General features: G+C 51.2%; 20 protein-coding genes. 12 read left to right on the top strand and 8 right to left on the bottom strand.

Annotated features, from left to right (window positions below; all coding sequences use genetic code 11):
* Nucleotides 1-149: 149 nt before the first annotated feature.
* From purF to INT19_RS09580, 5 genes are all read left to right on the top strand, one after another.
* On the top strand, nt 150-1,673 hold the full coding sequence (purF, locus tag INT19_RS09600; RefSeq protein WP_193060579.1) for an amidophosphoribosyltransferase: 1,524 nt from the start codon (nt 150-152) through the stop codon (nt 1,671-1,673).
* A 58-nt stretch (nt 1,674-1,731) separates the two neighbouring features.
* The gene (locus INT19_RS09595; protein ID WP_193060578.1) at nt 1,732-2,931 is read left to right on the top strand and encodes an O-succinylhomoserine sulfhydrylase; all 1,200 of its coding nucleotides are present in this window, start codon (nt 1,732-1,734) and stop codon (nt 2,929-2,931) included.
* A 236-nt stretch (nt 2,932-3,167) separates the two neighbouring features.
* Nucleotides 3,168-3,722 carry a cytochrome b gene (locus INT19_RS09590; protein ID WP_089038173.1) on the top strand — a complete coding sequence of 185 codons (555 nt, stop codon included), beginning with the start codon at nt 3,168-3,170 and terminating at the stop codon, nt 3,720-3,722.
* Between the two features lie 72 nt (nt 3,723-3,794).
* A complete protein-coding gene (locus INT19_RS09585; RefSeq protein ID WP_193060577.1) occupies nt 3,795-4,379 on the top strand; it encodes a YceI family protein in 585 nt (194 codons plus the stop codon).
* Between the two features lie 165 nt (nt 4,380-4,544).
* Complete coding sequence (locus INT19_RS09580) at nt 4,545-5,879, top strand: MATE family efflux transporter (RefSeq protein ID WP_193060595.1); 1,335 nt, start codon at nt 4,545-4,547, stop codon at nt 5,877-5,879.
* Nucleotides 5,880-5,885: 6 nt separating this feature from the next.
* On the opposite strand, the gene INT19_RS09575 is transcribed toward INT19_RS09580, so the two are convergent.
* The 4 genes from INT19_RS09575 to INT19_RS09560 form a co-directional block, all read right to left on the bottom strand.
* Nucleotides 5,886-7,370: an NCS2 family permease gene (locus INT19_RS09575; protein ID WP_193060576.1), complete on the bottom strand. Its 1,485-nt coding sequence runs from the start codon at nt 7,368-7,370 to the stop codon at nt 5,886-5,888.
* Between the two features lie 250 nt (nt 7,371-7,620).
* Nucleotides 7,621-8,811 (bottom strand): amino acid aminotransferase, encoded by a 1,191-nt coding sequence (locus INT19_RS09570; RefSeq protein WP_193060575.1) that lies wholly within the window; start codon nt 8,809-8,811, stop codon nt 7,621-7,623.
* Nucleotides 8,812-9,150 carry a 4a-hydroxytetrahydrobiopterin dehydratase gene (locus tag INT19_RS09565; protein ID WP_089038177.1) on the bottom strand — a complete coding sequence of 113 codons (339 nt, stop codon included), beginning with the start codon at nt 9,148-9,150 and terminating at the stop codon, nt 8,812-8,814. It lies immediately after the preceding gene.
* Between the two features lie 28 nt (nt 9,151-9,178).
* Complete coding sequence (locus INT19_RS09560; protein WP_193060574.1) at nt 9,179-10,078, bottom strand: GGDEF domain-containing protein; 900 nt, start codon at nt 10,076-10,078, stop codon at nt 9,179-9,181.
* A 311-nt stretch (nt 10,079-10,389) separates the two neighbouring features.
* Here INT19_RS09560 and cobA point away from each other — a divergent pair, with 311 nt between their 5' ends.
* The 4 genes from cobA (at nt 10,390) to dcd (ending at nt 13,976) form a co-directional block, all read left to right on the top strand.
* On the top strand, nt 10,390-11,160 hold the full coding sequence (gene cobA / locus INT19_RS09555; RefSeq protein ID WP_193060594.1) for a uroporphyrinogen-III C-methyltransferase: 771 nt from the start codon (nt 10,390-10,392) through the stop codon (nt 11,158-11,160).
* A 159-nt stretch (nt 11,161-11,319) separates the two neighbouring features.
* Entirely contained in the window at nt 11,320-12,444 is a 1,125-nt protein-coding gene (locus tag INT19_RS09550) for a kinesin (RefSeq protein WP_193060573.1), read from the top strand.
* 153 nt (nt 12,445-12,597) lie between these two features.
* A complete protein-coding gene (gene apbC, locus INT19_RS09545) occupies nt 12,598-13,398 on the top strand; it encodes an iron-sulfur cluster carrier protein ApbC (RefSeq protein ID WP_193060572.1) in 801 nt (266 codons plus the stop codon).
* Between the two features lie 11 nt (nt 13,399-13,409).
* On the top strand, nt 13,410-13,976 hold the full coding sequence (gene dcd, locus INT19_RS09540) for a dCTP deaminase (RefSeq protein ID WP_038483741.1): 567 nt from the start codon (nt 13,410-13,412) through the stop codon (nt 13,974-13,976).
* Nucleotides 13,977-14,051: 75 nt separating this feature from the next.
* On the opposite strand, the gene purN is transcribed toward dcd, so the two are convergent.
* Both purN and purM read right to left on the bottom strand, forming a co-directional pair.
* Nucleotides 14,052-14,810, bottom strand: coding sequence for a phosphoribosylglycinamide formyltransferase (purN, locus tag INT19_RS09535; RefSeq protein ID WP_095604134.1), 759 nt, complete (start codon nt 14,808-14,810; stop codon nt 14,052-14,054).
* Complete coding sequence (gene purM / locus INT19_RS09530) at nt 14,807-15,874, bottom strand: phosphoribosylformylglycinamidine cyclo-ligase (protein ID WP_193060571.1); 1,068 nt, start codon at nt 15,872-15,874, stop codon at nt 14,807-14,809. The genes purN and purM overlap by 4 nt, the downstream gene beginning before the upstream one ends.
* Before the next feature lie 200 nt (nt 15,875-16,074).
* On the opposite strand from purM, the gene INT19_RS09525 reads away from it, so the two are divergent.
* Both INT19_RS09525 and hda read left to right on the top strand, forming a co-directional pair.
* Nucleotides 16,075-17,187: an AI-2E family transporter gene (locus tag INT19_RS09525; protein WP_193060570.1), complete on the top strand. Its 1,113-nt coding sequence runs from the start codon at nt 16,075-16,077 to the stop codon at nt 17,185-17,187.
* Complete coding sequence (gene hda / locus INT19_RS09520) at nt 17,184-17,888, top strand: DnaA regulatory inactivator Hda (protein ID WP_038483749.1); 705 nt, start codon at nt 17,184-17,186, stop codon at nt 17,886-17,888. Before INT19_RS09525 ends, hda begins: the two co-directional genes overlap by 4 nt.
* A gap of 75 nt (nt 17,889-17,963) precedes the next feature.
* Here the strand turns inward: hda and INT19_RS09515 are convergent, their stop codons facing one another.
* Complete coding sequence (locus tag INT19_RS09515; protein WP_193060569.1) at nt 17,964-18,338, bottom strand: phasin family protein; 375 nt, start codon at nt 18,336-18,338, stop codon at nt 17,964-17,966.
* A 350-nt stretch (nt 18,339-18,688) separates the two neighbouring features.
* On the opposite strand from INT19_RS09515, the gene INT19_RS09510 reads away from it, so the two are divergent.
* Nucleotides 18,689-20,065: a class II fumarate hydratase gene (locus INT19_RS09510; RefSeq protein WP_193060568.1), complete on the top strand. Its 1,377-nt coding sequence runs from the start codon at nt 18,689-18,691 to the stop codon at nt 20,063-20,065.
* Between the two features lie 30 nt (nt 20,066-20,095).
* On the opposite strand, the gene INT19_RS09505 is transcribed toward INT19_RS09510, so the two are convergent.
* The gene (locus INT19_RS09505) at nt 20,096-21,166 is read right to left on the bottom strand and encodes an endonuclease/exonuclease/phosphatase family protein (RefSeq protein ID WP_193060567.1); all 1,071 of its coding nucleotides are present in this window, start codon (nt 21,164-21,166) and stop codon (nt 20,096-20,098) included.
* Nucleotides 21,167-21,391: the final 225 nt, after the last annotated feature.

Raw genomic sequence — 21,391 nt, 5'->3', positions numbered from 1 at the left:
GCGCGACGTGATGTTTAGTTAGTAATACAGTTAGCTGCTGTCTACCAATGCCCGCTTTTGCGACCGAGAAATAGGCAGTGGCTTACATTCGTTTGATGAACGTACGGGTTTGCTACGGTGAACCATGGCACTAAAGCGAGGTAACTTGAATGTGCGGTATAGTGGGCCTTCTGGCCAAGCAGGCGGTAAATCAGGGAATCTATGATGCTCTGACCGTACTTCAGCATCGGGGTCAGGACGCTGCCGGCATGATGACTTGGAGCGAGGGACGCTTCCTACTGCGCAAGAGTAATGGGCTGGTTCGAGATGTGTTCCATACCCGCCACATGGCTCGCCTAAAAGGTAACCTTGGCATTGGTCACGTGCGTTATCCAACCGCAGGTTCCTCTAGCGAAGCTGAGTCTCAGCCGTTTTATGTCAACTCCCCCTACGGTATTGCGCTGGCTCACAACGGTAACCTGACTAACTCTGATCAGTTAAAGCAAGAACTTTTCTCGACGGACCTTCGTCACATCAATACCAGCTCTGATTCTGAAGTGTTGCTAAACGTGTTTGCCCATGAGTTGGGTAAACAGGGTTTGCACCTGGAAGCCGAGGACATTTTTGATGCCGTTCGTAGAGTGCACCGGCGCTGCAAAGGCGGCTACGCGGCGGTCGCGATCATTAACGGTTTTGGTATGGTGGCATTTCGGGATCATCATGGCATTCGTCCTGTAGTGTTTGGAACTCGCCAAAGTGACGAGGGGCAGGAGGTCATGATTGCTTCGGAATCTGTCGCCTTAGATGTCGGCGGCTTTGAGCTGGAGCGTGACCTTTCGCCCGGTGAAGCGATTTTTGTCGACATGCAGGGGCAGATTCATACTCAGGTGTGTGCTGATCGACCTGTGCTGCGTTCCTGTATTTTTGAGCATGTCTATCTTGCGCGCCCCGACTCTATTCTTGATGGTGCCTACGTGTATGGCACTCGTATGCAGATGGGGCGCAAGCTTGGCGACCGCATTCTTAATGAATGGCCTGATCACGATATTGACGTTGTTATACCAATTCCCGATACGTCGCGCACTTCTGCCCTTGAGATGGCGCAGCACTTAGGGGTGACCTATCGCGAAGGGTTTATGAAGAACCGCTATATTGGCCGCACGTTTATTATGCCGGGCCAAACGCAGCGTAAAAAATCGGTGCGTCAAAAACTGAATGCCATTGATGTCGAATTCAAAGGCAAAAATGTGCTGCTGGTGGATGACTCTATCGTGCGTGGAACCACCTGTAAGCAGATTATTCAGATGGCGCGCGATGCAGGGGCCCGTAAAGTGTATTTCGCCTCAGCTGCTCCGCCCGTTCGCTACCCTAATGTCTATGGCATTGATATGCCTGCGGCAAAAGAACTGATTGCGCATGGCCGCACAGAAGAAGAGGTTGGTCAGCTGATTGGTGCGGATCGAATTTTCTATCAAGACCTGGATGATTTGAAAGCGGCTTGCCGTGAGGTTAATCCTGAAATGGATGAGTTTGACTGCTCTGTCTTCGACGGCAACTATGTCACTGGTGACATTGATGATGCCTACTTGGCGGTGCTTGAAGCGAGTCGTAATGACGCAGCCAAAGATCAAAGTGCGGGTGATCATGCGCTAGTGGGTATGCATAACCAAGATGATGACGATCTTGACGACTAATGCCGCGGATTAATAGCTCGTATTACAACTTTTATTGACGTTTTAAAGGTGCTCAGCCATGCATGATAATAGTCACCAGGATGATTGGTCGCTAGAGACCCTTGCCATTCGCGCGGGCCATCACCGTACGTTTGAGCAAGAGCATGCCGAGCCCATTTTTCCCACTTCAAGCTTTGTTTACGAAAGCGCGGCTGAAGCCGCGCGCAAGTTTGGGGGGCAGGAACCGGGCAACGTCTATTCACGCTTTACTAATCCTACTGTGCATACGTTCGAGCGCCGTTTGGCGGCGCTTGAAGGTGGTGAGCGGTGCGTGGCAACAAGTTCGGGTATGTCGGCCATTTTATCGACGGCGTTGGCACTGCTAAGTGCTGGCGATGAAATCGTTGCATCGCGCTCGCTGTTTGGTTCTACCGTGAGTTTGTTTGACAAATATCTGGGCAAATTTGGCATCACGACTCGTTATGTAGAGCTATCAAACGTTTCTGCCTGGGAAGAGGCCATCGGCCCAAATACCAAGCTGTTGTTTGCGGAAACACCGTCCAACCCGCTGTCTGAAGTCGCGGATATTCCAGCATTAGCCGAACTTGCTAAGCGAAGTGGTGCATTGTTGGCGATTGATAACTGCTTCTTAACACCGGCACTTCAGCAGCCAATTGCGCTTGGCGCTGACTTAGTCATCCATTCTGCAACGAAGTATCTGGATGGCCAGGGACGTGCTATTGGTGGCGCGGTGGTTGGTAAACACGACGTGCTGGAAGAAGTGTTTGGCGTGGTACGTACTTGCGGGCCTTGCCTGAGTCCCTTTAATGCGTGGATTTTCACCAAAGGTCTGGAAACCTTATCGTTGCGCATGAAAGCACATTGCGAGAATGCGCTGACTTTGGCGCTCTGGCTAGATCAACACCCGGCCGTTAATAAAGTGCACTACAGTGGCTTAGAAGCCCATCCTCAGCATGCGCTTGCCAAAAAACAGCAGCAAGGGTTTGGTGCCGTATTGGGCTTTGAGGTGAAAGGTGGCCAGGAGGGAGCTTGGCAGGTCATTGACGCCACCAAAATGCTGTCTATAACGGGTAACCTCGGAGATGTTAAAACCACCATTACCCATCCAGCCACCACAACGCATGGACGGCTCTCCGATGTGCAGAAAGAAGCCGCAGGTATCGCCCCTGGGTTGATTCGCGTAGCGGTGGGGCTGGAAAGCCAGGCTGACATTCAGCGCGATCTTGCCGCTGGGTTGGATGCTTTGGCGGCCGGCTGAGCGATTCAAATAGCGTTTTGATAAGCCGGTCATTCGTGGCCGGTTTTTTTATTGCTTGCTTCGCTGACGGCGTTTTTGTAACTACAACATTTAGCAATGTTTTTAACAAACGTTTTTTACGAATGGTGTGTTCTGCTTTTTTCAGCAGTGTTTTGACCATTAAGACGGTATGCTTTAGGTAGAAATGTGCTTACAGCAGGCATGACCAATTGCTGTTTAGAACGAGGAAAGCAAGGATGTGGCGGAACACGCAGAGTGGATGGGGAGTCATTAGTATTGCTCTTCACTGGCTTAGTGCACTTACGATTGTGGGGTTGTTTGTTCTTGGCTGGTGGATGACAGATCTTGGTTACTACGATACATGGTATAACCAAGGGCCGTGGGTGCATCGCTCGATTGGTATCTTGTTGTTAATTGCTACCTTTGCTCGCTTGATATGGCGCTTAATTCAACCAACGCCTCATGCAGAGGGTAGTCGCTTTGAACGTCTAGCTGCCCATGCTGGCCACATAATGTTGTATGTCTTGTTATTGTTAGTGCTTGTTAGTGGCTATTTGATTTCTACCGCCAATGGGCGCGGAATTAGCGTGTTTGATTGGTTTGAAGTGCCGGCACTGCTTCACGGGCTTCCTGATCAAGCTAGTCTGGCAGGCGATGTTCACTGGTACAGCGCCCTGGCGCTTATGGTATTGGCCGCAGGGCACGCGCTAGCCGCGATGAAGCATCATTGGTGGGATCGCCACTCGACACTCGTGCGGATGGTTAATCCTGCTCATGGCCGCAAGCAATAATGGAATTTTTTTGTCCACTGCGCTGATAGTTTGCTCGTAGTGTTTATTAGGAAAATAAAGGAGATTTCCACGATGTTAAAGAAAACCGCTTTTGCTACTGCAATTGCCGCCGCTTCGCTAGCGACGTTCAGCCAAGCGCAAGCAGCAGAATATCAAATTGATACTGAAGGCCAGCACGCCTTTGTTCAATTCAAAATTAGCCACCTCGGCTTTTCCTATATTCTGGGTACTTTCGAAGAGTTTGACGGTCAATTTTCATATGACCCAGAGGATTTAGAAGCCTCTTCTGTAGAAATGGAAGTGCAGGTGGGCAGCCTGAACACTAATCATGCAGAGCGTGATCGTCACTTCTTAAGCAGCGATTTTCTTGATGCCGGCGAATTTCCTACGGCAACTTTCACTTCAACAGGTTTTGAATCAACGGGTGAAAATGAAGGCGTCGTAACCGGTGAGTTAACGCTTCATGGCGAGACACAGGAAATTGAAATGCCTGTTACCTTGATGGGCGAAGGTGATGACCCCTGGGGCAATTACCGTGCCGGTTTTGAAGGCAGCACCATGTTAACGCTGGGTGATTTCGGTATTGATATGAGTGACTTCCCAGAAGCGATGCACGAGCTGGAGCTTTACGTGACGTTTGAAGGCATTCGTCAGTAAGCGAGTGTAAGCAGAAAGCGCCATCACCCTTGCCTGGGTGGTGGCGCTTTTGCGTTGGGAGTTACCAGAAACAACTTACATCTCGTAGGTTGTAAGTATTGTTAACTAGGTAGCGTTCACCGTTATCTACTCTGTTTTGAGGATTTCTCTTTGGCAGCGGTCATTATGCAGCAACGCGAGCTGGCGATAACCTTATGGCGTCAAACGTGGCCGATGGCCATTGGCGTGTTGGCGCTATTGGGTTTCCAGCTTGTAGATAGTGCTTTTATTGCCCGTTTGGGAACAGCGCCCTTGGCCGCTCAGTCGTTTACCTTTCCTTTGTCCTTTCTGATTATTGGTATTCAAGTGGGAATGGGGATCGCGATTGCGGCGCTTATTTCCCGCGCCCTAGGCGCTGGAGAAGACGTTCGAGCGAAGCGGTTAAGCAGCCTTGTGCTAATTGCCGGTGGGCTTGTCATCGGCCTACTAGTCATCGCGCTTTGGTTTCTTCAAGTGCCCATATTTAGGCTGTTAGGTGCCGATGATAGCGCGCTGGTTTATATACGCGCTTACTGGGGGCCACAGCTATTTTCAGCTTGGCTAGGCGCGCTGCTCTATTTTATCTATAGCGTGTTTCGTGCTCACGGCGATACACGGCTGCCAGGTAAGATGATGGTGCTCAGTAGCCTTATTAACCTGGGATTGGACCCGCTATTTATTTTTGGTATTGGTTCTTGGCAGGGCTGGGGGCTAGCGGGCGCGGCTTGGGCGACCGCCATTGCATTTTTTGTGGGGCTGCTATTCAGCAGTATTAAACTAAAGCATCAAAAGTGGACGACGAATACCTCGCTATGGCAAGAAGCTAGGCGCTCGTGGCGGCTTTTTACCGGTATCGCTGCTCCCGCGATGGTTAGTCAGTTGATGCCGCCACTGGCGGCGATGTTGGCGATTGCGGCTGTTGCTAGCCTAGGAGATACCCAGGTGGCGGCTTGGGGGCTTGCCAGCCGCCTAGAAACGGTTTCGCTGATGGTGATATTGGCGATGACGATGTCGCTACCACCATGGCTTGGGCGTTGCTATGGGGCGGGCGACTGGGGACAGATTCAGCAGCTGATGCGCTTGGCAGTGAATGTCGCGTTGATATGGCAGCTTAGCCTGGGGCTGTTGCTGGCGCTGGCTTCACCCTGGGTGGCTATGGTGTTAGCCGGGAACCAGGAGGTGCAAAGTGAGCTCGCGCTGCTAATTCGCTTTTTGTTGCCAAGTTATGCTGCGCTGGGCGTGTGTATGCTGGTGGTGTCTGCAGGTAACGCGCTTGGCTGGCCACTTAGAGCAATGCTGCTTTCAAGCGCACGCTTGTTTATTTGCTATCTACCATGTTTATGGTTGGGTGCGCAGTTGTTTGGCTGGACAGGCTTAGCCGCTGGTGCGGCATTGGGTAACGTGTTGGCAGGTATGGTTGCTTGGATAGTGCTCAAGCGCATTTTATCCCGCCCGCATCGGCAGGCGGGATTCAGCAAGTAACCCAGTTTAGTGCTTCTTAGGGGCTTCCTGGAATGAGAAGTACATAAACAGTAATGCCATGCCCAAGTAACCCATGACAAATTCAGGCGCCGCGTTAAAGGCCAGTTTTGGGGCGTGCATCAGTCCTACAAATGAGAAGCCTGCCGCAATGGTGGCGAATGCGGCTGCACGCCGGAACTGATGGTCGATCACCGACACTGTCATTGCCCCTAGGAAGATGGCCATAAACATCGCACCTTGTCCCATGACAACAATGGCACTGGAAATATCGCTGACGACGTCACCAGCACCCCGGTTGAAGCGTGTCATCACGTAGTTGGCAAAGTAGGGCAGCATCGCCAGCGCAATGGCCGGGTAATAGCGGGTATCGTTCGCTTGAAACGCAGTGGCTATCATCGACATGCCGACAAATACCAAGATAGGGGCCACTACTGAGACCGGAATAATGGCCGCTAAGGCAGCGATCAGGCCAAACATGGTGGCGAGGGCATAAACGGCACCGTTTAAAATGCTGTAGCCTCGTCCTGCGCCCATCCATTTCGCGCCCACCGTTGCGATATAAACAGTTGTCGGGAATACGCCGCCAAATAGAGCGCCGATCATCGTGCCTGCTCCATCCACTGCCTGGCACTCACGCACATCGTATTTGTCGCCAGCCGCTTCCATCGCTTCAACGTTATTCATGGTTTCAATAGCGTTATAGAGGGTGATGGGGAGCACGACGGTAAGTACGGCCAGCATGCCGCTAAACAACAAGCCTAGCCCTTCATACCATGCCAAATTAGGCAGCAGGGGGTAGAAACCTAAATGTGTAAAAGCATCGCTAAAGCGTTCGCTGCCCGCATCGCCAATCAAATATGCCATCGCAGTACCGACCACAATGGCAAACAGCGATGTCGGTAGCTTAAACGGCATGCTGACGCGTGCCACAAGACCAACAATGATAATGCCGAGCACCAGAAGTCCAATGATAGGCATTTCCAAGGTTTTAAATAGCATCTCGCCGGCAATAAAGGTGAGTGCGACGCCAGCAACAGCGCCCAACATGGCGGCCCGTGGGAGGTGATACTGCACCCAGCGGCCAACGATGCTAATCAAGGCTTCTATTGCGCCACTAATAAAGCAGGCGGCCACGGCAACTTTCCAGGCTAACTCCGCGTCACCGGTTAACTGCTTGGCGGGGAGCAATACGCCGAATAGAAACACAAACATGACCGGCGTGGAGATGCCGTAGGAGAGCGCGGTGACATCACTGCGGTTTTCTTTTCGTGCGAGCCTAGCGGCACTCCATGCGTAATAAAAATTACCTGCCATGACTGCCACTGCGGCACCAGGCAACACCTGACCATACACAATGGATGTGGGGAACCCCATGCCCAGCATGGTAATTGCGATAATGACAAAGTTGGCAATATTGTTTTGAAACAGCGCGAAGAACGCGTCGGTGTCTTCTTTTTTGTACCACGGATAGTGAGTGCCGACAGCCGCCATGTTAGGCCTCTTAGTTATGGTGTGTTGTATACAAGGCTATGCTGAGTGTGCCGAAGATTTGACTGATCGGTCAAGCATTGCGTTGTAGCGGACGCCGCACGGGCGCCCCAGGCTCTGGCGGCAAGCGGGCAATTGTACATAACAATCGCTTGCCTGTTCAGTGGCTTATCTTCAATTCATCTACAAAAACGCCCAGGCAATTTGCCTGGGCGTTTTAGCTGTTGACTCTAAGGTTAACAACTCACTGGCTTTATTCGTTAACGGCAGCGATGGCCTTAGCGAGGTAAGGTAAATTCTCGTGTGAGAATCCTGCAACGTTGGCACGGCCAGAGCGCACCATGTAAATACCGAACTCATCACGCAGGCGGTCTACTTGCTCCGGAGTTAAACCGGTGTAAGAGAACATGCCGCGCTGTTCTGCAACGCATGCATACTTTTCAGCAAGGCCGTAAGGCTTGAGGGCTTCAGCGAAGTCGCGACGCAGCGTATTGATGCGATCACGCATTTCGGTCAGCTCTTCACGCCACATTGCAGACAGCTCAGCGTCGTGGAGAATTTCGCTAACAATCGCGCCGCCGTGGGCGGGAGGGTTAGAGTAGTTCTCACGGGCCACAATGGCAGCCTGAGAGCGAACGTTCTCCATCTGCTCGGCGTCTTTTGCAATTAGGATCAAGCAGCCAGTGCGTTCGCAGTAAATGCCAAAGTTCTTTGAGCAGGAGCTGGTGATGATAACTTCATCAAGGTTTTCGGCCAGCAGACGAACACCATAGGCATCTTCGTCCAGGCCTTCCCCGAAACCTTGGTAAGCAAAGTCAACCAATGGCAGCAGTTTGCGCTCGCTCAGTACTGCCATTACTTCATGCCACTGATCTTTAGACAGGTCAAAGCCGGTCGGGTTGTGGCAGCAGGCGTGAAGCACCACAACATCGCCTTCAGGAATCTTTTTCAGTGCGGCTAACATACCATCGAAATCAAGGCGGTTGTCAGCATCAACGTAGGGGTACTTGTGAAGCTCGATACCTGCAGCGGTGAAAATGCCGTGATGGTTTGGCCAAGTAGGATCGCTGACCCAGATTCCTTTTCCAGGAAGCTGGTGAGCAATAAAGTCAGCGGCTAAGCGTAGTGCACCTGTTCCACCAGGAGACTGGGTAGCGCTCGCGCGGTTGGCTTTCAATACGGAAGAATCTGCACCTAATACCATAGGCAGCACAGCATCACCGTAAGCAGGGGCACCGTGAGAGCCAATATAGGTCTTGGTGGTTTCATTCTTGAGCAGGCGAGCTTCTGCTTCCTTGACAGCGCGCATGACCGGCGTATTGCCTTGTGCATCGCGATATACGCCAACCCCTAAATCGACTTTCTGGGGATTGGTGTCTTTTTTGAAAGCTTCGATCAGCCCGAGAATGGCATCTCCTGGGACTCGCTCAATTTGCTCAAACATTTATTCGGCTACCTCGTCGGTTCTGGCGGCAAGAATGAAATCATTAAGATGCAGGCCCTTTATTGCATGAGACCACCATGTCACGGTGGTTTTACCCCACTCAGTAACAATGACAGGATGGTGCCCAGCCTGCTCTGCTATATCGCCAACGCGCTGGGTGAATGCCAGGGCATCGGCAAAGTTGCGAAACGTAAACTGTCTCGTCAGCTTCATGATGCCATCGTGGTCAACAATCTGCCACTCTGAAAGCGCTGCTAGATGGGGTTGGCATGCGCTATAAGTGAGCGGTATGGCATTACCACTGCAAGGTTCGCAGGTTTTCTGAGCTAGCGTTGTCATGGGTTGCCTCCTTTGGGTATTGCTCAAATCAGGATAGAAGGCATACGCAGTCGCGACCAACCTCTTTCGCGCTGTATAACGCTTGATCAGCGCGCTCTATTAAGTTGGCTAAAGGCTCACCGCACCGATACTCCGCTACACCAATGCTCACGGTTACTTGGCCGGCACCGATTCCAAAATCGTAGCTTGAGATGGCATGTCGGAGACGGTCAGCGAGTTTATGGCATTGTTGCAGCGGTGTAAGCGGCAACACGACCATAAACTCTTCACCGCCAAGTCTTGCCACCATATCTTCGCAGCGCAGGAGTTGCTGAGTTTGCACGGCAAGTTGTTCAAGTACGCTATCGCCCTGCAAGTGTCCCCAACGATCATTGAGCTGTTTAAAATGATCTATATCTACCATCATGATAGATAAAGGCGTCCCATGCCGCGTGCTTAATGAGGCTAGGTGCGTTAAGTGCACCATGAGTTTGCGACGGTTAGGCAATCCCGTTAAAGGGTCGGTGTCGCAGAGTTTTCTTAGTCGCTGCTCTTCAGCGACTTGATCAGTAATATCCATCATGATGCCGCTCCAGCGAACACCATTGGATGCCGGGGAGGGGTTAGCACTTACCGCAATCCAGTGCGGCTTTCCTTTAGGGAAGGGGAGGCGGAAGCGAGTCGTGAGCGGTAGCATCCAGCGTGCAGATCGCTCAATAGATGACATTATTTTGGGGTGATCGTGACCGGTTAGGTGTTCAATAAGTTGGCCAGCGTCATGCGCTAATTGTTGTCGGTCGATGTGTGCCAGCGCCTCGCCCCCGCCTTCCAGGTAGGGAAAGTGCATACGGCCGCAGTGTGATCGATAGAATTGAAAAATAACCCCAGGTATCTGGGCTATCAGGCTATCAGTACTTTGCGGTACTGGGGCTGTATCATTCACGAGCATGCGTGAAGCTCCAAAGCATATGCCAAATAAAAGTTAATCGTAAAGGTTAGCCCTAAAAACGTAACTAATATGTAAGCCATTACTGACAATGCTTGCTTTTTTTAAAATCAATTGATCTATATATATTCTATAAAGGAATTTTGGTGTGACGTTCAGTGTCTTCCATAGAAACTTTGGCGCGACACAGGAAGGCCTATTGCTTTTTAATAGATTGGATCATTTTTTATTGTCGGGGTGTTTCTTTGAGCGAAGTAAAAGCAGCCACTATAAAGACAGGCCACTCGGCTAGCGCCCAAAAAGTTGGCGGTGGTTTGGTAAGTTTGGTCGGTGCTGGCCCAGGGGATCCAGAGCTATTGACGTTGAAAGCGTATAAGCGGCTTCAGGTAGCAGAAGTGGTGCTCTACGACCGCCTCGTTAGCGATGAAGTGCTAGCCCTGATTGGGCCTAAGGCTGAGCGGTTTTACGTTGGCAAGGCGAAGGCGTTGCACAGCGTCCCTCAAAATGAAATTAACCAGACATTGGTGGCTTGGGCCAGGCAAGGTAAGCAAGTTGTGCGTCTCAAGGGGGGAGATCCCTTCATTTTTGGCCGAGGTGGAGAAGAATTAGAAACGCTCATGGCTGAAAATGTGGCGGTAGAAGTCATCCCGGGTATTACAGCGGCATCCGGTTGTGCCGCTTATGCGGGCATTCCTCTGACACACCGAGACCATGCGCAGTCGGTTCGCTTAGTCACGGGCCACTTGCAACATGGAGAGAGCACGCTTGATTGGCAGGCGTTAGCTAGCCCTGGGCAAACCTTGGTATTTTATATGGGGCTGAGCAACTTAGAGGCCATTTGCCAGGCTTTGATGGACCATGGTCTCGCATCCAGCACCCCTTTGGCGCTGATTGAACAGGGCACAACACAGCACCAATGTACGCATATTGGTTCTTTGCAACAGCTGCCTGAAGCATTTCACCAAGGTGAGATTACGCCGCCTACGTTATTGATTATTGGTAGTGTTGTGTCGTTACACGCCACGCTTTCTTGGTTTGAGGTTGCCGCTGCGGATGCGATAGGCTTTAAGGAAAGTAACCACTAGGCTAACCAACAAGCGGCTAACCGTATGGGCCGTTAGTCATATACGTTGTTCGCTGGCTAGATGTTGCTAGATGTGTATGCTAGTAAAAGAATGTCAGGTGCTAAATGTCTATCAACGCTGCTGATATCGGTAGCCTAATAAAGAAGAGAGGGACGCAGTATGCCAGAAGCAAACCACTCGGATAATCAAGCGCCAGCGAGTAAGCCAGACATGAAAACGCTTTTTAAAGACAACCGTGTCAAAGGCATTGCTGGTATTGCCGCCATTGCTGTTATTTGGGCAATTATGGCGCAATCGAACTCGGGCACACGGCAAGAGCGTGTCGAAACGTTAGAGGGCCAGTTAGCCAGCGTCGAGCAAGATAATAACCAGCTTAGCCAGCGGATTGCGGAAGTTGAGCAAGCTGAGACCGATTTAAGTGCAATGCGTGAGGAAATGGCATCGCTGGAAGAGCAGCAGGCTCAGGCACAAAGCGATCTAGAGTCCGCTCAGGGTGAGACAAATGCGGTGCAATCGCGTCTTGAAGAATTAGAAGCTGAGCGTGATGCACTTCAGCAAGAAGTCGATGCGTTAAGCGAGCAAGTAGAGAGCGCTGAAGCCGACCTGCAATCACTAAAAGAAGAACGTGATCAAGTGGTAAGCGCGCGAGACCAAGCTGAGTCTGCTCGCCAGGAAGCTGAAGAAGCTCGTCAAAGTGCCGAAGAGTCCCGCCAAGAAGCGGAGTCGGCACGTCAGCAAGCTGAACAAGAGCGTCAGGAGGCCGTTGACGAGCTTAGTGCCGCTCAAGAGGAACTGTCGAGTTTAGAAACCCAGATTAGTGAAGCTAGCGAACAGCTGTCCGGTACTGAGGAAGAGGTGTCAGCCGTTCAAAGTGAATTGGATAATTTGCAAAGCGAGCGTGACTCGCTCACCAGTGAGCGGGATGAGTTGCAAAGCGAGGTTGATTCGTTAACCCAACTGCGTGAAGAAGAGCAACAGAGCCTCGACCAAGTGCGCAGTGAGATGGATGATCTCATGGTCGCGCTGGATATTGGTCGTGAAGAACTAGCCAATGTTGAAAGTGATATTGAAGCTCGTGAAGGTCAGCTTGCACGCCTGGAAACCCAGCTTAGTGACTGGCGTGACGAGCTTTCTTCGTTGGAGGGTCGCTTACATGTAAACGATGCGGCGAATGATGAAGTACCTTCTTTGACAGATGAAGAGAGTGACAGCACTGATTCAAATGGTTCTGAGCAAACCGAAGAAGCTAGCTCTGAAGACCAGGGGCAGCAAAACAGTAACTGATCTATACACTTGATCGTGCGCTGATTGCTAGCGTAATAAAGCGGATGTAGGTACCCCCTGCATCCGCTTTTGCATGCTGGTTTAGAAATAGGCCGCCTAGGAGTATCATTCAAACCACGGATAGATTAGTCGCAATAGACAGGAGTGCCATTGATGGACGGTGTAAAACATATAGTAGCAGTGGCATCGGGGAAAGGAGGGGTCGGAAAATCGACCGTTACTGTGAACTTGGCACTAGCGCTTTCTGCCCAGGGGTATCGTGTTGGCGTACTGGATGCTGATATTTACGGCCCTAGCCAAGCGCAAATGCTGGGTGTTAAAGAAGGCGTGCGGCCTCAGGCGACAGAGGACAATAAATTTCTGCCGCTAGAAGCGCACGGCCTTCAAGCGATGTCGATGGCCTTTATGGTTAACACCCGTGAGGCGATGGTCTGGCGTGGCCCGATGGTCGTTGGTGCGTTTCAGCAAATGCTGACACAAACCCAATGGGATAATCTGGATTTCCTGCTGATTGATATGCCACCAGGCACCGGCGATATTCAACTGACGCTAGCGCAAAAAGTGCCTGTTTCAGGCGCCGTGATTGTCACCACGCCTCAGGATATTGCGCTCCTTGATGCCCGCAAAGGCATTGAGATGTTCCGTAAGGTAAATGTGCCAGTGCTTGGCGTAGTAGAGAACATGAGTCTTTATCATTGTGAAAATTGCGGCCACGAAGCGGCTATTTTTGGTACCGGTGGCGGCGATTGCATCGCGGAAGAGTATGATACGACAGTTCTTGGGCGGTTGCCGTTAACGCTCTCTATTCGTGAGTTAGCTGACTCCGGTCGCCCCAGCGTGATTTCCGAACCCGATAGCTCAGTGAGTCGCACGTTTGCAGATATTGCCAAACAAGTGGCGCAATCGGTAAATGCCAGCCATAGCGGCGGCCCCACTATTTCTTTTAGCGAGTGATGACGTAACAAATGAGTATTAAATCTGATAAGTGGATTCGTCGCATGGCACAAAGCGATGCCATGATTGAACCGTTTGAAGCTGAGCAGGTGCGCTATGTGAATGATCAGCGCGTTATTTCTTATGGCACGTCCAGCTACGGTTACGACGTTCGCTGTGCCGATGAATTTAAAGTGTTTACCAACATACATTCGGCTATTGTCGATCCCAAAGCGTTTGATGACAAAAGCTTTGTCGATGTTAAGGGGGATGTGTGTATTATCCCGCCGAATTCCTTCGCATTAGCACGCACGGTTGAGTATTTTCGTATTCCGCGCAGTGTGCTGACGATTTGCCTTGGAAAATCCACTTACGCGCGCTGTGGCATTATTGTTAACGTAACGCCGCTTGAGCCAGAGTGGGAAGGGCATGTGACGCTTGAGTTTTCAAATACTACCAACCTGCCTGCCAAGATTTATGCCCATGAAGGGGTAGCTCAGATGCTATTCCTTGAATCTGATGAGATGTGTGAAACATCTTATAAAGATCGCGGTGGTAAATATATGGGGCAACGAGGCGTTACGCTGCCTCGCACCTAATATCCGCAAGCTAAACGAAAAACGCCTTACGCGCTAATAGCGGTAAGGCGTTTCTTATGGTCAGAGCAGTGACGTTTACGTGTTTTCGTCAAACTCTTCGTCTAGCTCTTCTGCAGCATCTGTGTGGGAGAGCCGCATACCATGGGGGGGCAGGGGATGGCCATCCATGGTGGCGTTTTCAGCGCTATATTGCAGGCGGCCTTGCAAAAACCACTGAACGGCAATTGGGAAGATTAGGTGTTCACGAGCGTGCACCTTCTCCTTAAGCGTCTCAACGGTATCTTCATTTGTAACGTTCAGTTCTGCTTGCAGCACAACAGGCCCACCATCTAGCTCTTCAGTGACAAAATGCACGCTACAGCCATGCTGTTTGACACCATCTGCCAGCGCTCGAGCATGGGTATTTAACCCTTGATAGGCGGGAAGCAGTGAAGGGTGGATATTGAGCATTTTGCCTAAAAAACGCTGCACAAAGCGGGGCGTCAGAATGCGCATAAAGCCTGCTAAAACAATCAAGTCAGGCTCATGACGTTCGATGACTTTGATTAGCGCTCCGTCGTAAGCATCGCGGCTGTCATATTCGCGATGAGGTAGCGCAACGGCTTCAATACCCGCTTCTAAGGCGCGCTTCAAGCCATAGGCATCAGGCTCATTGGAAATAACAGCGACGATTTCCCCGCCAAGTCGATCATGGCTTTGCGCGTCAATCAGCGCCTGTAAATTACTGCCACTGCCAGAAATTAGCACCACAATACGTCGCGCCGCTGTTGGTTCTGGCGCCATGTCGTTTATGGTGTCGTTGAACGTGCCACTATTGAAGTCGGTACTGCTCATGCGCGAAGGTTCTCCAAAACGACGGCTTCCTCCTGGCGCTGAATAATTTGACCAATTCGATATACGGTCTCGCCTTGAGCTTGCAGATGCGCCATAGCGTCTCCAGCTTGGGCCTGGGGAACTACAACCACCATGCCGATGCCGCAGTTCAGTACGCGGTGCATTTCCGTTTCACTGACATTGCCTTGGGCTTGTAACCAGTTAAATACTTCTGGGCGCTGCCAGGTAGAAAGATCAACATGGGCTGCGAGGGTATCGGGTAGAACACGAGGAATGTTTTCCAGTAAACCACCACCCGTAATATGGGAAAGCGCGTGAACGGGAATATCTGTGCCGCGCATCATCGACAGCAACGACTTCACATAAATACGCGTCGGCGCCATTAACGCGTCGCCAAGCGGCTGCCCATCCACAGTATCATTGAGTGAAGAGTTGCTAACTTCCAGAATTTTGCGAATCAATGAATAGCCATTGGAGTGCGGGCCAGAAGAGGCCAATCCCAGCAGTACATCGCCTTCGGCTACCTTGCTGCCGTCTAAAATATCGGCCTTCTCAACAACGCCAACGCAGAAGCCTGCCAAGTCGTAGTCATTGCCCTCGTACATACCGGGCATTTCCGCAGTTTCGCCGCCTACTAGTGCGCAACCAGCCAGTTCGCAACCAGCGCCAATGCCGGTCACGACATCTGCAGCGATATCCACATCCAGCTTACCCGTGGCATAGTAGTCAAGGAATAGCAGCGGTTCAGCACCGGCAACGATCAAATCGTTGACACACATAGCGACCAAGTCAATGCCAATGGTGTCATGCTTGCCAAGGTCCATGGCAAGACGCAGCTTAGTGCCGACACCATCCGTGCCGGAGACCAGGACTGGCTGTTTATAACCAGCGGGAAGCTCACACAGTGCGCCAAACCCGCCAAGGCCACCCAGGACTTCAGGGCGTGTCGTGCGTTTGGCAACGTGTTTGATGCGATCAACTAGCGCGTTGCCGGCATCAATATCGACACCTGCGTCTTTATAGCTGAGTGAGGGAGTGGCCTGAGAAGTGGAGGTATCGGTCATGACAGATCCTGTGAAGCCTATAGCAATACGGGTAGTGCTGGCGAAATGGCCAGTGCTGGGGCGTTAACCGAACGGATTGTAACACCCAGAGACGTAAGTCGCATCGATGTGCGGCGTTAACCGATGTTCAATACGCTACTTTTGTTACTATTCAGTACGCTAAGGGCGCTAACCATCTTTCCAGGAGGGATATAAAGAGCATGCGACATTCATGGTGGGGCGTTGTTTTTTTGGTGGTATTGGTGGGCTGCCTCTACTTATTAGATGCGGTACTGATGCCGTTTATTGCGGGTTTAATTTTGGCCTATTTGGCTGACCCACTCGCTAATTATTTCCAGCGGTTAGGCATGAAGCGGCCCTGGGCAGTTAGTAGCGTCTTTTTTGTCCTGTTACTGATCCTTATTTTAAGCCTGCTTATTTTGATTCCTCTGGTTGTGCAGCAGACAAAACAGCTGGGAGAGGCGTTGCCGAGTGTCTTCAACTGGATTGAGAACATATTAGCGCCGCAAGTTCAGGAGTGGACGGGTTACGATTTAGGCGCTGAGCTAACGAACGTTAGAGAAACTTTGATCGAAAACTGGCGTGATGCAGGTAGCTATGCAGCTCAGGCGTTAAGTCAAATAGGCCGTTCTGGGATGGCTTTCGTTTCCTGGGTTACCTACGTCGCCCTGATTCCTGTCGTAACGTTCTATTTACTACTTGATTGGAGCAGGCTGATTTCTAGTCTTGCTGATTTGGTTCCTCGCCAATGGGCAAGCGATGTTTCCCGCTTGGCTCAGCGCTGTGATGAAGTTCTATCAGCGTTTCTACGTGGGCAGTTACTGGTCATGCTGTGTTTAGGCATTATATATGCGGCGGGCCTAACGTTGATGGGGCTGAACTTCGGCCTGCTGATTGGTGTTGTGTCTGGGCTTGTCAGTATTGTGCCGTTCCTTGGTTTTATTGTGGGGTTAGTGGTGGCGCTTATCGTGGCGCTTTTCCAATTTGATACATGGTGGGCTGTGCTGGGCGTGATCGCGGTATTCGGTATCGGTCAGGCGGCAGAAAGTGTCATACTTCAGCCTAAGCTGTTAGGCGATAAGATAGGTTTGCATCCTGTTGCGGTTATCTTTGCGGTACTGGCGGGCGGTCATCTTTTCGGTCTGACGGGCGTACTCTTAGCATTGCCTGCCGCAGCGGTCATTATGGTGCTTTTAAGGGAAATTAAAGATCGTTATAAAGGCAGTGCTCTCTATGATGCCGAGCAACGTCCGCAAGAACAGCAACATTACAATGATGGACTGGGTCGTCACGACGAAAGGGAGTCACCATGAGCCGATTACCGGCACAGCTACCGCTTGGGGTAGGGTTGCGAGACGACGCGACATTTAATAATTACTATGCCTCACAAGCAAACGCTTCATTAATGGAGTACCTGAGCCGGCAGCTTAAGTCTGATGCTGAGCCGTTCTTATATTTATGGGGCGCGCCGGGCAGTGGCCGTAGCCATCTTTTACAGGCGGCGTGTCACGCCGCCTCGGATGCAGATAAGCGGGCACTTTATCTTCCATTGGCAGACCTTGGTCATTTCCCACCGCTGATGCTGGAGGATATCGAACGTCTGGATCTCGTCGCCATTGATGATCTTGAATATGTGATCGGGCGTAAGCGTTGGGAAGAGGCTCTGTTTCACGCCTTTAATCGGCTTCGTGACGCTGGAAAAGCCTTAGTGATTGCCGCCAATACGTCTCCACGCCAACTAGACGTTGCATTGCCGGACTTGGCATCACGGCTAACCTGGGGAGTTACGTTTCACCTGCATCCGTTGGATGATAACGAACGCCTAGCAGCGTTAAAGCTTCGCGCCAACGTACGTGGAATGCAGTTACCTGATGATGTAGGGCGCTACATTATGCACCGCGGACCGAGGGAGTTGGGGGATTTGTGCCATGCACTGGAAACGCTTGATCAAGCATCGTTATCCGCTAAACGGAAACTGACTATTCCTTTCGTCAAGTCTGCCCTTAATTGGTAAAGCGCAATTGCTAAAACGCCCCTGCCAGATCACTGGCAGGGGCGTTTTAATGACAGCAAGTCAATAACTAACAGATTAAGCAGTTTTGCTCATTTTGCTAGCAGCAGCTTGCGCTTGCTTAACATTATCTTCTGTCAGTTTTTGGCCTTTCTGCAAGAAGTCTTGCTGAAGAGCAACAACTTTATCTGCATCGCCTTTTACACGCTCAGCGAGTTCTTTAGCCACTTTCTGCTGGCCTTCCATGTAGCTACGCAGGCCGTTGGCGTCTTTCACGCTCATCAGCTGACGCATTTGGGTGATGCTAGTATCTACGTAAGATTTGTTGACATCAAACTGTGCGTTAAGCATTTTTTCAGAGTAATCGATGCTTAGCGTCATGTATGCACGCACAGGTGCCATGAACATGTTGTCGAACTGCTGAGTCATTTCGTTGGTGTTAAATGTTTGCATGGTAAACACTCCTGTTCCATTGCTCACTAATCGGCCCATTGATTGGCGGTGCCGTTAGTGTTGGTTGATCAGCAACGGTTTTGTTAAGCGTCCACCGCGGCTGATATCTAGTTATCTTGCGTTGCAGCATAACAGGGCTTTTTGTGCGGTGCAACATTATGGTGAAGTGAATTTAAGGATCGTGTGAGTGTAGCTGTGTGAGTCGGTGATACGCACGGATTTACCTAACGCGCCGGTAGGACTAGGCTTAAGCGTATAGATAACCGTTATCACTAAAATAATCGTTGGGAAACGTGATGTTAGTGATGTGAGCGGCGTTGGCTAAGGCGTTTTTTAAAAGGAGTGCCAGGATGGATACACGTATTGAACGGGATAGCATGGGTGAGCTCGATGTACCTGCAAATGCGCTTTATGGCGCTCAAACCCAACGGGCTATCAACAACTTCCCTGTCTCGCATACCCCCATGCCCACAGCATTTATTCACGCTGTCGCGCGAATAAAGCTCGCTGCTGCGCGAAGTAACTGTCAGTTGGGGTTGTTAGATAAACCCCGCGCAGAGGCGATTGAGAGTGCGGCTCGGGCAGTGATTAGTGGCCAGCATGATGCGCATTTTCCTATCGATGTTTTCCAGACAGGCTCTGGTACGTCGACCAATATGAACGTCAATGAAGTGCTAGCGACGCTTGCCAGTCGTGAAGGGGTCGAAGTAACGCCAAATGATCACGTTAATATGGGGCAGTCGAGTAACGACGTTATCCCAACGGCCATTCACCTCTCGGCAGCGATAGCCGTTAATGAAGCGCTTCGTCCCGCATTGGTGACGCTGCAGGCCACGATTGATCGTAGGGCGAGTGAGCTGGCCCATATTGTTAAAACAGGTCGTACCCATTTGATGGATGCCATGCCGCTGCGTATGGATCAAGAACTAGGAGCGTGGTCGAGCCAAGTGGGGCAGGCCATCGAGCGTTTTGATAGTGCCATGACAAGGCTGTGTCGATTAGCGCAAGGCGGCACGGCGGTGGGCACCGGTATTAACGCGCCTGAGGGGTTTGCCGAGCTAATGGCTAGCGATTTAAGTCAGCAAACGGGCCTACCTTTTGTGCCTAATGATAGCTTTTTTGCCAGCTTGGCATCCCAGGATGCTGCCGTAGAGTTGTCGGGGCAGTTGAAAGGGTTGGCCTGTGTGGTTATGAAGATCGCTAACGATTTGCGCTGGATGAATTCGGGGCCGTTGGCGGGGTTGGGCGAGATTGAGCTTGAGGCACTACAGCCTGGTAGTTCCATTATGCCGGGTAAGGTAAATCCTGTGATTCCTGAGTCGGCCGCCCAAGCGGCAGCGCAAGTCATCGGCCTGGATGCCGCGGTAACGGTGGCGGGTCAGAGTGGAAATTTCCAGCTCAACGTGATGCTGCCGCTAGTGGCTTCGAATCTTCTCACATCGATTACATTGATGAGTAACACCGCCACCTTATTGGGTGAGCGTGCTATCGCCACATTCAAAGTGCGTGACGATAATTTACAGGGGCCGCTCGCACGGAATCCTATTTTAGTCACGGCCCTTAATAGCGTGATTGGCTATAACGCCGCCGCCGCAGTGGCTAAAAAAGCCTATCAAGCTGGGCGCCCAATCATTGACGTTGCGGAGGAAGAGACCGATCTAGATCGCTCAACGCTCGAGCGTTTGCTAGACCCTGCGGTACTAACGCAAGGAGGCATACCTGAGTAGCCTCTATTGAGATATTCAGAGGGCAGACGGTTAGGTTTCTTGCTTTTCCGTTTTGCCCTTTTGAATGGTTTCGTTCGCCTCTTGACGCTCTTCTGCACTGGCATCGGGCGTTTCGTGTTCATCTTGACGCGAAGGCCGATAGCAAAAAGTGGCCAATATAGGGAAGTGATCAGACCCGAACGCCCCGAGTCGTTGCATGTTGACGAGGGTGAAATGCTCGCTGACAAACGCGTGGTCGAGAGGCCAGCGCAATAGGGGGTAATTAGCGTGAAAGGTGCTGTACAAGCCGCGACCACGGCGTGGGTCCAACATACCCCCTATGCGACAAAAACGGCGTGTTGTACGTGACCAGGCAACATCATTCAGGTCGCCGGCAACGATAGTGGCCTTTGGGTGTCGATGTATCTCTTTGCCAATCCACAACAGCTCTGCATCACGCCATAAAGATTTTTCGCTTTCATTGGGTGCTGGTGGTCTTGGGTGAACGGCAAATAAGCGAATATGCTGGCCGCTTTTAAGCTCTACCTGGGTGTGAATCGAAGGTATGTCATCCTGGATAAGCCACTTAATCTCAGTATCTTTCAGTGCTAGGCGAGAGTAGAGGTGCATACCATAAAGGTTATCTAGGGGGATCTTAACGCTATAAGGCCACAGCGCATCTAATGCTGGGTCAAGTTGTTCTTGCCACCATTGGTCAGATTCTAACGTCAGAATCATGTCGGGCTGGTGGTGGGTTATCATCGCCAGTAACTCTTTTGACTGGCGGTTTGGTGTCAGTACATTGGCGATTAGCAGCGTAATCATCTGGTCTTTAGGGGCATTATGGGCGGCTTTTACCTGCACAGGCCAGAGCGTTGTCCATGGCAAAATGTAGCGCAGCTGAAGCGCTAGCGTGGCGAGTGAGGCCAGTGTCGCGGTAACCCGCCACGGCCCTGGGTCTAATAACCACAGGCTAGCTAAGCCACACGCTAAAGCCAGTACGGCAATTTGCAGTCGAGGAAATTCAAAACTGCGCACCCACCACCAGCGCATAGGCACGCGGGCAATCAGTGTGGCGAGTAACAATGAGATGGCGATGCATCCTAGCAAAGGCCCAAGCAAGATTTGCCTCCTGGTTTAACCGTGAATAGTGGTTAATCTACGTTTAGCTTAGCGGTAACCGTAGATAAGTGTCGATAAGACATTAAAATTGAGGGGGGTAGTTCATTTACGTCATTTCAAAGTGCTAAAAACTACTTGCAATTCAGCTATGAAGCCGTAGAATACGCATCCGTTGCACAGCAGGACCATAGCTCAGTTGGTTAGAGCGCCACGTTGACATCGTGG

This window comes from Halomonas sp. 3A7M, assembly GCF_014897875.1.
Taxonomy (GTDB): Bacteria; Pseudomonadota; Gammaproteobacteria; order Pseudomonadales; family Halomonadaceae; genus Vreelandella.
Note: the sequence above shows the minus strand (reverse complement) of the source record. Positions and strands in the feature narration are given on the sequence as shown.